At 34.1% G+C, this 14,375-nt stretch carries 12 protein-coding genes and 1 other RNA gene; all 13 read right to left on the bottom strand.

The window, feature by feature from the left end:
- Window positions 1-47: 47 nt before the first annotated feature.
- On the bottom strand, window positions 48-467 hold the full coding sequence (gene fosB, locus LQ668_RS04170) for a FosB/FosD family fosfomycin resistance bacillithiol transferase (RefSeq protein ID WP_078357748.1): 420 nt from the start codon (window positions 465-467) through the stop codon (window positions 48-50).
- A 555-nt stretch (window positions 468-1,022) separates the two neighbouring features.
- Window positions 1,023-1,380: a transfer-messenger RNA gene (gene ssrA / locus LQ668_RS04175) on the bottom strand.
- Between the two features lie 78 nt (window positions 1,381-1,458).
- The gene (gene smpB / locus LQ668_RS04180; protein ID WP_239740931.1) at window positions 1,459-1,920 is read right to left on the bottom strand and encodes an SsrA-binding protein SmpB; all 462 of its coding nucleotides are present in this window, start codon (window positions 1,918-1,920) and stop codon (window positions 1,459-1,461) included.
- 16 nt (window positions 1,921-1,936) lie between these two features.
- Window positions 1,937-4,276 carry a ribonuclease R gene (rnr, locus tag LQ668_RS04185; RefSeq protein ID WP_119634271.1) on the bottom strand — a complete coding sequence of 780 codons (2,340 nt, stop codon included), beginning with the start codon at window positions 4,274-4,276 and terminating at the stop codon, window positions 1,937-1,939.
- Window positions 4,277-4,310: 34 nt separating this feature from the next.
- Complete coding sequence (locus tag LQ668_RS04190; RefSeq protein ID WP_078357417.1) at window positions 4,311-5,051, bottom strand: alpha/beta hydrolase; 741 nt, start codon at window positions 5,049-5,051, stop codon at window positions 4,311-4,313.
- A gap of 89 nt (window positions 5,052-5,140) precedes the next feature.
- Window positions 5,141-5,374 carry a preprotein translocase subunit SecG gene (secG, locus tag LQ668_RS04195; protein WP_078357416.1) on the bottom strand — a complete coding sequence of 78 codons (234 nt, stop codon included), beginning with the start codon at window positions 5,372-5,374 and terminating at the stop codon, window positions 5,141-5,143.
- Between the two features lie 69 nt (window positions 5,375-5,443).
- On the bottom strand, window positions 5,444-6,787 hold the full coding sequence (gene aroA / locus LQ668_RS04200) for a 3-phosphoshikimate 1-carboxyvinyltransferase (RefSeq protein WP_119634270.1): 1,344 nt from the start codon (window positions 6,785-6,787) through the stop codon (window positions 5,444-5,446).
- A 508-nt stretch (window positions 6,788-7,295) separates the two neighbouring features.
- Window positions 7,296-8,600, bottom strand: a complete 1,305-nt coding sequence (eno, locus tag LQ668_RS04205) for a phosphopyruvate hydratase (protein WP_078357414.1) — start codon at window positions 8,598-8,600, stop codon at window positions 7,296-7,298.
- Window positions 8,601-8,632: 32 nt separating this feature from the next.
- Window positions 8,633-10,165 carry a 2,3-bisphosphoglycerate-independent phosphoglycerate mutase gene (gene gpmI / locus LQ668_RS04210; RefSeq protein WP_239775911.1) on the bottom strand — a complete coding sequence of 511 codons (1,533 nt, stop codon included), beginning with the start codon at window positions 10,163-10,165 and terminating at the stop codon, window positions 8,633-8,635.
- Complete coding sequence (gene tpiA / locus LQ668_RS04215; protein WP_078357412.1) at window positions 10,165-10,926, bottom strand: triose-phosphate isomerase; 762 nt, start codon at window positions 10,924-10,926, stop codon at window positions 10,165-10,167. Before tpiA ends, gpmI begins: the two co-directional genes overlap by 1 nt.
- A 22-nt stretch (window positions 10,927-10,948) precedes the next feature.
- Window positions 10,949-12,139, bottom strand: coding sequence for a phosphoglycerate kinase (locus tag LQ668_RS04220; RefSeq protein ID WP_107508974.1), 1,191 nt, complete (start codon window positions 12,137-12,139; stop codon window positions 10,949-10,951).
- 114 nt (window positions 12,140-12,253) lie between these two features.
- Entirely contained in the window at window positions 12,254-13,264 is a 1,011-nt protein-coding gene (gap, locus tag LQ668_RS04225) for a type I glyceraldehyde-3-phosphate dehydrogenase (RefSeq protein ID WP_078357410.1), read from the bottom strand.
- 50 nt (window positions 13,265-13,314) lie between these two features.
- Entirely contained in the window at window positions 13,315-14,331 is a 1,017-nt protein-coding gene (locus LQ668_RS04230; protein WP_107508975.1) for a sugar-binding transcriptional regulator, read from the bottom strand.
- Window positions 14,332-14,375 lie beyond the last annotated feature (44 nt).

Here is a 14,375-nt window from a genome sequence, read left to right on the forward strand (position 1 = left end):
TTTTTTTCTTCAAATAACCTTGCTTCAATTGTCATAATATAACCTCCTTACATATAAAATTTCATATGTGGCTTTTCTTCTTTATAATAGTCTAACCTATCTTTTAATGTACCTGTATGTAATTCTAATTTGTGACCGTCTGGATCAGTGAAGTATATTGATTGTTTATCTCTTACATCTCTATTACGTCCTTCTAATATATTAACGTTGTTATATTTTAACCACTGATACCATTCATCAAATTCACTTTCACCAATTGTAAAAGCCATATGTGTATATGAGTATTGAATTTCATTTCTAGGTATATCATTTTCTTCATTAAGTGCTAACCACAGATCACCTAATATGAAATAAGCTGTTTTATCACTCTCTACTAAAATTTTAGCTTTCAAAATATCTTTATAGAAAACAATAGATTGATTAATATCTGATACAGAATAGGTAACATGATTTATAGATTGAATCATGAAATAGTCCCTCCTTTAATTTACTGAATATTCTAACATAAATAATTATTAGATTACTCATTTCAAAAGAAATATTGAGAAAACTCAACTTTAATAAAATACCCACCTATTCATTTAGGTGGGCTATTTATAATTATTTATCTTTTTATTTGTCAAATTTTTTATTAATAATATTTATTAAAACCAATATAACAAAAACAGTAATTCCTATATAAATAGGCGTCATTGATTCATTGTCTGTGAAATAAGTTATTAATCCACAGAATATGGCTGTTATGACAGCTCCAATTAATACTACAATTCCTTTATTCATATAATTATTTCCTTTCTTTATTGCTTAGTAATAGAAGTGACAGTACCATCTACTTTACCATGAATTATAATACCATTTTTAGGTACAGCCTAGTACGCAAAAAGAAATAGTAAAATATTTATAATTGATACACTCTTAATCAAATGATATAGGGTGTATTTTTTTAGGTACTGTGGCACATCTGTGGCAATACTGTGGTAACGAAAATAAAAAGCCCTCAACCACTAGGGCTGAGGGCTATATAATGGAGACGGCGGGAGTTGAACCCGCGTCCAGAGATCCTGATACAAATGTTTCTACGTGTGTAGTCAAGTCTTTATTGTTTCGCGTTGTATCAGGGGGCTGACACCCTATTACAACGCTAGTTTGATTAATCTCTTCTCGTCAGACTTCAAACGGCAGTGACGAGCGTATCCTACTTAAAGTTGAATCACGTTAACAGCACATAGGCGATGCTGTTAGGTGATGCAGAGTGCTATTACGCAGCTACTGCTAAGTTTTGTTGTTTGCCAGTTATTATAACTGTTGTGTTGATGACGAAGACAACCCTCCGACACGCTTCATAAGCTCGGGGACCCCTGTCGAATCCGTAACGTCCCCTCAATAAGAAATATACTTCTTTTTAGCAGAAGTATATTTAATCTTAACAATTTTTTATTGATTTATCAATAAAATTATTTAATATCTTTGTTTCATTGCTCTTTCAACGTCACGTTTTGCTTCTTTTTCTTTCAATGCATGTCGTTTATCATAGTCACGCTTACCTTTTGCTACTCCTAAAAGCACTTTACAGTAACCGTGTTTAATGTAGAGCTTAAGTGGTATTAATGCATACCCTTTTTCTCTTGTAATACCAAAGAGTTTATCGATTTCTTTTCTTTTTAAAAGTAATTTACGATTTCTCAATGGATCATGGTTAAATCTATTTCCTTCTTCGTACGGTGCAATATGCATGTTGTATACGTACATTTCTCCGTTGTAAACACGTGCGTATGAATCTTTTAAGTTTGCACTACCTCGGCGAATGGATTTGATTTCAGTACCTTGAAGGACAATTCCCGCTTCAACCGTATCTTCTATTGTATAATCATGGCTTGCTTTACGATTTTGCGCTAATGGTTTGCTTTGAACTTTTGGCACATCCATCACCTACTTTCTATTTTTTCTTGCCTCTTGCTTTATTTTTTACATTTTTAGCTTTGTAATAAGGCTTTTTGTCTTTGTTATCTTGTCTACCGCCTTGTTTACCTTTTGCTCTGCCTTTTTTATGATGATTAGGCTTGTCACCTTCTTTAGATGTAGTACGTTTTTTGGCTTTGATTGTTTTTTCTCTCGCCAATCGTTCTCTATTTTTTTCAGCTATTGGCATACCTACAACTTGGAAATCTATCATTCTTTCATCAACGTTAACGTTAATTACTTTAACTTCCACTTTGTCACCAATTCTAAATACTTTAGCTTGGCGTTCACCTATAATAGCCATGTTCTTCTCATCAAAATTATAATAGTCATCTGTTAAGTTAGAGATGTGTACCATACCTTCTATTGTGTTCTCTAATTCAACGAACATACCAAAGTTAGCAACAGAACTTATAATACCTGTGAATACTTCTCCTACATGTTGTATCATGTATTCTGATTTCTTCAAGTCGTCTGTATCGCGTTCTGCATCAATTGCTCTTCTTTCACGTTTAGATGTATGTTCAGCTATATTAGGTAACACTTCTTCCCAATGTCTAATATTTTTACTATTCATAGACTTATCGATTAAATATTTACGTATTAATCTATGGACGATTAAATCAGGATATCTTCTAATTGGTGATGTGAAATGTGTATAATAATCAGCTGACAAACCAAAGTGTCCTAAATTATCTTCACTGTATCTAGCTTGTTGCATACTTCTTAACATTAATGTAGAAATAACCATTTCTTCTTTTTGGCCAGCAACTTCTTGAACAATTTTTTGTAATGTTGATGGATGAATATCTTCACTTGATCCTTTAACAGCAAGACCAAAATTAGCAATAAATTCAAAGAACTTATTTAATCTTTCTGCTTTAGGATTTTCATGGACACGATAGATAAATGGTACTTCAAGTTTACTAAAATGCTCAGCGATTGTTTCGTTAGCAGATAACATAAAGCTTTCGATTAATCTTTCAGCATCATTTCTTTCTCTTACTTTAATGTCAGTTGGTATGCCATCTTCATCTACTAATACTTGTGCTTCTTTAATATCAAAATCAATTTCACCACGTCTTTTACGTTTAGCGATTAATTGTTGTGATAATTGTTGAGCTAAATCAAGCATTGGTGTAATTTCAGCATATTGATTTCGGATATCTTGATCTTCATTTTCAATAATAGAATTTACATCGGTATAAGTCATTCTATAATCAGAGTGGATCACACTTTCAAAAATATCATGACTTACCACTTCACCTTGTTGGTTAATTTCCATTCTACAGCTTAAAGTTAATCTATCTTCATTAGGGTTTAATGAACATATACCATTACTCAATCTATGTGGAATCATTGGAATAACTCTATCTACAAGATAAACACTTGTTGCTCTATCGTAAGCTTCATTATCTAATTCACTATTTTCAGTCACATAATAACTGACGTCAGCAATACTAACCGTAAGCTCTGTTAAACCATTATCAAGCGCTTTAATAGATACAGCATCATCTAAGTCTTTAGCATCTGCACCATCAATTGTTATTGTCAGTTCGTCTCTTAAATCACGTCTATCTTTTATTTCATCAGGTTTAATTTGATCGGGTACATTTTTAGCTTCTGCAATAACACTATCAGGAAACTCAATATTGATACCATGTTGATAAATTATAGATAATATATCAACACCTGGATCATTTTTATGACCAAGAATCGCCTTCACATGCCCTTCAGGATTATGTGAACCATCCGCATATTCAGTTATTTCTACTAATACTTTATGACCTTCAATCGCACCAAGATTTTTACCTTTAGGGATAAAGATATCTTGAGTGATACGCTTATCATCTGGTAATACGAAGCCAAAATGCTTAGCTTCAGTATATGTACCTACTACTTGCGTAATATTACGAGTTGTAATTGCTTTAACTCTTCCTTCTATTTTACCTTTATGGTCACCACGAGATGGCACAACTTCTACTAATACTTCATCACCATCCATTGCTTTATTAATTTGGTTAGGTGGTATGAAAATATCCTCGATTGTATCATCTTCAGGTCTTAAAAATGCAAAACCTTTCTTATGTTGACTCAATGTACCTTTAACAAGATCTGATTTATCTCTTGTCTTCTTATATCTATCCGTCTTTGTTCTTTCTAGTTGACCCGTTTGTTCTAAATCAACTAGAACTTTAATTAATTCTTTAAATGAATCAGCATTATTGAGTCCCATTACGTCTTGAAATTCACTTACTGTCATTGGACTGTATTCTTTATCATTGATGATTTCTTCAACTTCTTCTCTTAGATTCATAGTGGGCCTCCTTTCTCGTTTATATTATGATGTCTTATTCGGACCAATCTAATGATTCTAAGAACTGATACACGTCTTCGAATACTTTTTCTTTTTCTTGTCCGATTGTTATAACGTGACCAGATTCTTCATACCATTTAATATTTTTATCATCTGATGATGATTCATTGTAAATAATATTAGCTGAATCAGGATTAATCATTTCATCTTGTCTACCTTGAACGACAAATAAAGGATCAAACACTTCATCAACTTGATCTCTTACACCTTGAATTGTATCTTGCAATTCAGTCAAAGTATTTGTTGGATGAAAATGTTTCATTTCCTGTTCAATTTGTTCAGGTGTTTTTCCTTCATACTTCTTAAATTCTCTAGCGTATTCTAATACACCTTCAAACATTGTGCCTTCTGTTTTTATAAACATAGGGGAACACATTGTTATAATACCTTTTACATCTCTTTTTAAACTTAATTTTAAACTAAAAACGCCACCTAGTGAAAGTCCGGCTACTGCTATTTCAGTATAACCTTTTTCTTCCAAGAAATCATAGGCATCTAGACAATCTTTAAACCATACATATGGGCTGGATTCTAATATCTCTTCGGGAGGTCTACCATGACCTTCATAGTGTGGTGCATATGATGTATATCCTTTTTTCTGTAAGTATCGTCCTAGTTGTCTAACATCTGATGAATTACCTGTGAATCCATGTAAAAGTAGAACTGCTCTCTTTCCTTCTTCAAAGAAGAAAGGTTTAGGTAATTGAATTCTCATGATCGACCTTCCTTTAACATAATCTAGTTCTATTGTATCGTTTTTTTACTTGTAAACAAACAAAAAAGTCCGACAAGACAGTCGGACCACTACATTTTAAAGTAAGTTATTGCTAACATTAATAAGAAAAATAAAATTGATAAAATAATTGTAACTCTGTGTAAAAATAAATCTACTCCACGTTGTTTTTGTTTTCCAAATAATTGTTCTGCTCCGCCACTAATTGCACCAGATAATCCAGTACTTTTACCTTCTTGAAGTAACACGACGGTAATCAATGCAATACAAACGATGATTAATAAGACGATTAAAAATGTATGCATGGACTCGGTCCTCCTGTCTATTATAACAGTAGAATTATAGCATATTTACATTATTCACTCAAGTTTTCGTTAATTATACTCAACTGAAATACCTAAAGATTTTAACATTTCAAAATAAGTCGGACAAGTCTTAGAAACACATGATGGGTCTAGCAACTTAACTCCATCAATTTTAGTACCAACTAAACTTAGTGACATAGCTACTCGATGATCGTCAAATGTGTCTAAAGTCGCTGCTTCAATTTGACCTGGTGTGATAGTCCATCCATCTTGATGTTCAACTACATCGATACCTAATTTAGAAAGACTTTCAGTTAATGCTGAAACACGATTACATTCATGATGACGAATATGCTCAACTCCTGTAATCGTAATTGGACCATTAGCAAAAGTAGCTAACGTACCAATTGTTAAGGCTTGGTCAGAACATGCATTCATATCTATCGTTAAATGACCTTTTAATTGTTCAGGACCAGAAATTACGACGTAGTCAGAACCTTTTTCAACAGTTGCGCCCATTCTCTCAAGAATATCTACAACTTCTAAATCAGGTTGATGACTTTCCATGTTTAAATGATTAATTTTAATTGTTGATTTATTTAGTGCAGCCAACGCCATAAAATAACAAGCAGTTGATAAATCAGCTTCTAAAGGTAATGTAGCTGGTTGATATTGACCTTGTTCAACTTTCATATGTTTATAGTCATCTGAGACATCAACATTAATTCCAAATTGGTGCATCATCTCAATTGTTATATCAACGTAAGCACTTTGAACAATATTAGTAGTTAATTCTATTTCAGTTGGACGATTAAATAAAGGAGCAGCCATTAATAATCCACTAATAAATTGACTCGATTGGTTACCAGCAATTGAAACTTTTCCACCTGTTTGCGCTGTACCTTTTATAGTAATAGGTAATTGACCTTCTTCTTCAAGATATTTAACCTCTACTCCAAGTTGTTGTAATGCTTCATGAAGTGTTTGATGAGGTCTTACTGCTAATTGTTCAGTTGAAGTAACTGTAATTTCACTTTTTTCTTGTGTACCTAATATACCTGGTAAGAATCTCGCAGTAGTACCAGCAGAACCAATAAATATTTGCTGCTTATCTGGCAATTCTGCATGATTAATTCCTGTTATATGAATCTCATCTTCGATAAATTTGAAAGTAGCACCTAATTTTTTCAATGATTCCATACACCAATACGTATCATCACTTTTTAAGTATCCAGATAATTTTGAAGTGCCATTACTAAATCCTGCTAATATAAAAGCACGATTAGTTACACTTTTACTTCCTGGAATAATTACTTCTTTATTAAAAGATTGGTTGATAGGATGAAGTGTTAATGCTTCTACTCCATCTAAACTAGACCATGGTGATTTAGCACTTTTTAAATTAATCGTCATCTATGATCCTCCTAAAAAATTCATTGTCTCTATTATAGAACATTTTGATATGGAATGAAACGACAAAATATTGCTAGTTTAAAGCGTTAAAGAATATGTCGTGAGTTAATGTATTTTTGTGTAGTGAAGTAAGGCTCTATTTATCATGTTGTGCGAGTCTTGCAATATTCAGCCTCTCTATTTATCATGTTTGCCACGTCTTGATAAATTCACGCCTTCTATTTATCATGTTTGACACGTCTTGCAATATTCAACCGTTCTATTTATCATGTTTACCATGTCTTGCAATATTAAGCCTCTCTATTTATCATGTTTGCCATGTCTTGCAATATTCAACGGCTCTATTTATCATGTTTACCATGTCTTGCAATATTAAGCCTCTCTATTTATCATGTCTGCCACGTCTTGATAAGTTCACGAGCTACCTCACTTTATTTATTCAAAATAAAAAAGCACAAAAGGTGAGTCTACACCTTTTGTGCTCTTTATAAATCATTTTATATGCCAATTATTTTGATAAGTTATAGAAAGCTTTGATTCCTTCAAATTTACCTGTTTCAAATAATTCGTCTTCGATACGTAATAATTGGTTGTATTTAGCAATACGGTCAGTTCTTGATAAAGAACCTGTTTTGATTTGACCAGCGTTTGTTGCTACTGCGATATCAGAAATTGTAGTATCTTCTGTTTCACCTGAACGGTGTGAGATTACTGCAGTGTAACCAGCTTTTTGAGCCATTTCGATTGCTTCGAATGTTTCTGTTAATGTACCGATTTGGTTAACTTTAATTAAGATTGAGTTACCGATACCTTTTTCGATACCTTCAGATAATTTTTCAGTGTTAGTAACGAATAAGTCGTCACCTACTAATTGTACACGGTCGCCGATACGTTCAGTAAGGATTTTCCATCCGTCCCAATCGTTTTCGTCCATACCATCTTCAATAGTGATAATTGGGTATTTGTTAACTAATTCTTCTAAGAAGTCTACTTGTTCTTCTGAAGAACGTTTAGCACCGTTTTCACCTTCAAATTTAGCGTAGTCATAAACGCCATTTTCGAAGAATTCTGAAGCTGCACAGTCAAATCCTAAGAATACATCTTTACCTGGCTCTAAACCAACAGCTTTAATAGCTTCTAATATTGTTTCAACGCCATCTTCAGTACCTTCAAATTTAGGAGCGAAACCACCTTCGTCACCTACTGCAGTTACTAATCCACGAGATTTTAAGATTTTAGCTAAGTTATGGAAGATTTCTGCTCCCCAACGTAAAGCTTCTTTAAATGTTGGAGCTCCAACTGGTAAAATCATGAATTCTTGGAATGCGATTGGTGCGTCTGAGTGAGAACCACCGTTTACAATGTTCATCATTGGAACTGGTAATTGAACACCATTGAATCCACCAAGATATTTATATAAAGGTTGTCCTAAGAAATCAGATGCAGCACGAGCTACAGCCATAGAAACACCAAGGATAGCATTAGCACCAAATTTAGCTTTGTTAGGTGTACCATCTAAAGCGATCATTAATTTATCGATAGAAACTTGTTCTAATACTGAGAATTCACCTTCAATAATTTCTGGTGCAATGATTTCGTTAACGTTTTCTACAGCTTTAAGAACACCTTTACCTAAATAACGTTCTTTGTCTCCGTCACGTAATTCTACTGCTTCGTATTCACCTGTTGAAGCTCCTGATGGTACTAATGCTCTACCAAAAGCCCCACTTTCAGTTAATACTTCTACTTCTACTGTTGGATTACCACGTGAATCTAAAACTTCGCGTGCATAAATATCTGTAATAATTGGCATAATTAAAACTCCTTTATAATGTTAATTGATTATTATTTAATTAATGTTTTTCCAGTCATATCTTCTGGTTGTTCTACTCCAAGTATGTCTAGTAGTGTTGGTGCTAAGTCAGCAAGACGACCACCACTTCTAACTTCTACCCCTTCTTTTGTAACTATAACAGGAACAGGGTTTGTTGTATGAGTTGTCATAGGTGATTCACTATCTGTTAACACTTCATCAGAGTTACCATGGTCTGCTGTAATGATAGCTGTACCATTCATTGATAAAATCTTATCTACTACTTCACCTAAACATTCATCGACTGCTTCAATTGCTTTGATAGTAGGTTCAAGCATACCACTATGTCCTACCATATCAGGATTAGCAAAGTTTAAGATAATTAAATCTAAATCACCTTTATCTAATTCACCAATTAATGCATCTTTAACTTCGTAAGCACTCATTTCAGGTTTCAAGTCATAAGTTGCAACTTTTGGTGAGTCGATAAGAACGCGACGTTCACCTTTAAACTCTGAATGATTACCACCACTCATAAAGTATGTTACATGAGGGAATTTTTCAGTTTCTGCAATTCTAAGTTGGTTTAAGTTATGCTTTTCAGCAACTTCACCGATAGTATTTTTAATATCAACTGGTTTAAATGCAACTTCAGCGAATACATCGTCACTGTAGTTTGTGAATGTTACAAAGTATAAATCTTCTAGTTTACGTTTAAGTTCGAAACCTTCGAATTTTTCATTTGTATAAACTTGACTAAGTTGAGCCGCTCTATCAGGACGGAAGTTAAAGAATATCATTGAATCATGGCTGTTAACACCAGTGTTTTCAACATTTTTTTCTTCGTCTTTAACGATAAATGGCACGACGAATTCATCTGTTAAACCTTCTTTATAATTTGATTCTACACCTTCAATGGCAGTTTTGAAGACAGGACCTTCACCATTAGACATAGCATCATAAGCTTTTTCTTCACGATCCCAACGATTATCTCTGTCCATTGCATAATAACGACCAGAAATTGAAGCGAATTGACCGATACCTATTTCTTTAAATTTATCTTCTGTTTCTTCAATAAATTTAAGAGCAGATTTTTGATCAACGTCACGTCCATCAAGAAAACCGTGTACATATAATTTTTTAACGCCTTGTTTTTTCGCTAATTCTAAAAGTGCAAATAAATGTTTATAGTGGCTGTGTACACCGCCATCAGATAATAGACCCATTAAATGTAATGTAGAATCATTTTTAACGACATGGTTCATCGCTGCTTTTAATTCTTCAATTTCAAAGAAATCGCCATCTTCAATCGATTTATTTATTCTTGTTAAACTTTGGTATACGACTCTACCAGCACCAATATTTAAATGACCTACTTCAGAATTACCCATTTGTCCTTCTGGTAGACCAACATCTAAGCCACATGCAGATAATTCATTATGTGGATATTTGTTGTAATATCTATCAAAATTTGGTTTGTTGGCTTGTTTTACCGCATTACCATGCTCTTCTTCACGATTAGCAAAACCGTCAAGAATGATAAGCGCTGTTGGTTGTTTAGCCATTATTTAGCACCCTCTAATAATGCAACGAATGAATCAACTTTTAATGAAGCGCCGCCAACTAATGCGCCATCGATATCTGATTGAGCCATATATTCTTTAATATTTTCTGGTTTAACACTACCGCCGTATTGAACACGTAAAGCCTCTGCTTCTTCTGGAGAGAAAGCTCCTGCTACAACGTTACGTACGTGTGCACACATTTGGTTTGCATCTTCTGAAGTAGAAGATTTACCAGTACCAATTGCCCAAATAGGTTCATAAGCGATTACTGTAGATTTTACTTGATCTTTAGAAAATCCTTTAAGTGCTGCTTCTACCTGACCGCCTACTACTGATTCAGCTTTACCAGCTTCTCTTTCTTCTAATGTTTCACCAACACAAATGATTGGTGTCATATTATGAGAAAATACTGCTAATGCTTTTTTATTAACATCTTCGTCAGTTTCACCGAAGTATTCACGACGTTCAGAATGTCCTAATACTACATATTTAACGCCTAAATCTTCAAGTGCTGCTGGAGAAGTTTCACCAGTGAATGCTCCATTATCTTCAAAGTATGCATTTTGAGCACCAATTTGTAAGCCTTGTGCTACGCCTTCTTTAGTTAAATTAACAAGTGCATCTAATTGTAAAGTTGGTGCACAAATTACTGAATCTACCTCGTTAGTATCTGGTAATGCTGGTAGTTCATTAACAAAATCTTTTGCTTCTTGAACTGTTTTATTCATTTTCCAGTTACCTGCGATAATTGGTTTTCTCATGATATAAAAACTCCTTTTATGATTATTTTTCAGAAATAGCTACGATGCCAGGTAGTTCTTTACCTTCTAAGTATTCTAGAGAAGCTCCGCCACCTGTTGAAATGTGTGAAAAGTCATCAGCAAATCCTAAGTCCATAGCAGCTGCTGCAGAATCTCCACCACCGATAATTGTTGTTGCATTTTCTAAGCTAGCAATTGCTTTACATACACCAATTGTACCTTTAGCAAAGTTACTTAATTCAAACACACCCATAGGTCCGTTCCATACTACTGTGTTTGCACCTTCTAATGCTTCACTAAACAATTCAACTGATTTAGGACCGATATCCATTGATTCTTGATCAGCTGGAATTTCATCAGCAGAAACGACCGTAATTTCAGCGTCATTTGAAAATTCTTTCGCTACTTTACAATCTATTGGTAAGATAATTTTGTCGCCAGCACGTTCAAGTAATTCTTTAGCAAAATCAACTTTATCTTCTTCTAAAAGTGATAATCCTATTTCTTTACCTTGAGCTTTGAAGAATGTATAAGCCATTCCGCCACCGATAATAACTTTATCTGCAATAGTTAATAAGTTTTCAATTACACCAATTTTATCTGAAACTTTCGCTCCACCTAAAATTGCTACTAAAGGACGTTCTGGTTCACTTACAACGCCACCGATAAATTTGATTTCTTTATCCATTAAGAAACCAGATGCTGTTTCAATGTTAGATGCGATACCAACATTTGAAGCATGTTCACGGTGAGCTGTACCGAATGCATCATTAATGAACACGTCACCTAATGAAGCCCAATATTTACCTAACTCAGAATCATTTTTAGATTCTTTTTTACCATCAACATCTTCGAAACGTGTATTTTCAAATACTAATACATCGCCTTCAGCTAATGTATCGATAGCATTTTCTAATTTTTCTCCACGTGTTTCTGGTACAAATGTTACTTCTTTATTTAATAGTTCACTTAAGCGTTCTGCTACTGGTTTAAGTGATAATTCTTTTTTGTCTTCTTCAGTTTTCACTTTACCTAAATGTGAGAATAAAATTACTTTACCGCCTTGCTCGATAATGTATTTTATTGTAGGAAGCGCTTGAACGATTCTGTTGTCGTTTGTAATTGCACCATCTTTCATTGGTACATTAAAATCTGCTCTTACAAGTACTTTTTTACCTTTTAAATCTACGTCTTTAACATTCTTCTTTGACATGATTTGTCTTCCTCCTCTAGATAATAGAAAATACAACATGATTAAAAATAAGCGGAGAAGCGATGTGCTCCCCGCTTACTTATAAGCATAACCTATTTAGTTCATTTATTTAAATTATTTGTTAGCTTGAGCTGCTAAATATTCTAAAGTACGAACTAATTGTGAAGTGTAAGACATTTCATTGTCATACCAAGATACAGTTTTAACTAATTGACGATCTCCAACAGTCATTACACGAGTTTGAGTTGCATCGAATAATGAACCGTAAGTGATACCAATGATATCAGAAGATACGATTTCATCTTCAGTGTAACCGAATGAATCATTTGTAGCATTTTTCATTGCTGCATTGATTTCTTCTACTGAAACTTCTTTGTCTAATACTGCAGTTAATTCAGTTACTGAACCAGTTGCTACTGGTACACGTTGAGCTGATCCATCTAATTTACCTTTTAATTCTGGAATTACTAAGCCGATAGCTTTAGCAGCACCAGTTGAGTTAGGTACGATGTTTTGAGCCGCAGCACGAGCACGACGGAAGTCACCTTTAGAATGTGGAGCGTCTAAAGTATTTTGGTCACCAGTGTATGCGTGGATAGTCATCATTAAACCTTCTACGATACCGTATTGATCATTTAATACTTTAGCCATTGGAGCTAAACAGTTAGTTGTACAAGATGCACCAGAAACGATTTCTTCTGAACCATCTAATTCGTCATGGTTAACGTTATAAACGATAGTTTTTAAATCGCCTGAAGCTGGAGCTGAAATTAATACTTTTTTAGCACCTGCATCGATGTGAGCTGAAGCTTTTTCTTTGTCAGCGAAGAAACCAGTACATTCTAATACTACGTCGATATCTAAATCGCCCCATGGTAATTCTTTAGGGTTAGGATTTTCGAAAGTTTTGATTTCTTTACCGTTTACGCGGAATCCGCCTTCGATAACTTCTACTTCGTCTTTGAAACGGCCTTGTGTAGAATCATATTTTAATAAATGAGCTAACATTGCGTCATCTGTTAAATCGTTGATTGCTACTACTTCGATGTTTTCTACTTCTTGTAATCTTCTAAATGCTAAACGACCTATTCTGCCAAATCCATTAATTGCTACTTTAGTTGCCATTATTGATGGCCTCCTTTATATTTGTTATTTCAAAAAGGCGATTAAACCTTTTATTCCAAGTTAATCATTGCTTTTGCAGCACCTTCATCTGTTATAAGGATAGTATTCTTAGGTGCTATCTCAAGATAAGCCTTAATAGCTTCTGCTTTAGAAGCACCCCCTGCTACTGCAAAAATATTTGTCTTAGTTGCTAAATCTTCTAGTTGCAAACCGATTGTTTTAACGCGATGTACGACTTCACCTTTGGAATTAAAATAATATCCAAAAGCTTCTCCGACTGCATGATGATGTTTCAATTGGCTTAATACTTCTTCTGATGTTTTTCTTCTTTGTGCCATCTTCAGCGCATCACCAATACCGTGAATTATAAAATCTGAATGACGTATTGCATCAAGCACCTCTATTACTGCAGGTTCTGTCAACAACGTTTCATACGAACTTTCACTTACTTGGTCAGGAACATACAAGACCTTATACGACCCACCTGTTCGATTTGCCATACTTGCACAAATTGTATTAGCCTGGAATACTACGTTTTCTCCCAAACCACCACGCGCTGGCGTGAACAAAATGTCTTTATTCAATGGATGTAATGACTCACTAACTCTAGCCATTGTTGAACCACCCGTTACTGAAACTGAAGCTCGATCATACAATGACTGTTCTAGTAGTTCTGCTGTAACATTACCCATTTCTGCTTTAACCATCTCATCTGAATCCGAATTACCTCTCACTATATGTGCTTTCACACCATATCGATTAAATATTTCATCCTCAATATGATTAAAGCTAGAATAAAGTGTTAAATAATGTGATAACGAAGCAAGAATTTGTTCACCTGTTTCGGTCAATTTCATGCCTGTTGATTGAACGCTGAGTAAATCTTGTTGTTTTAACATTTCAATTTCAGTTCTCAATACCCGTTCAGTAATATTCATAACATCACTTAACGATCTTCGACCAATAGGTTGTTTCTTCTCAATCGTCGATAAGATATTAAAGCGTCGATACATCTTGTCAATCAAGTCAGGAACGAGTCTATGTTGTACCTTTAATAAATCTTCCATAAACAAGTCGCCTCCTCTAAGATTAACAGATGGGCATAATCTAA

Origin of the sequence: Mammaliicoccus sp. K-M42 (assembly GCF_022386375.1) — a bacterium.
GTDB lineage: Bacteria > Bacillota > Bacilli > Staphylococcales > Staphylococcaceae > Mammaliicoccus > Mammaliicoccus fleurettii.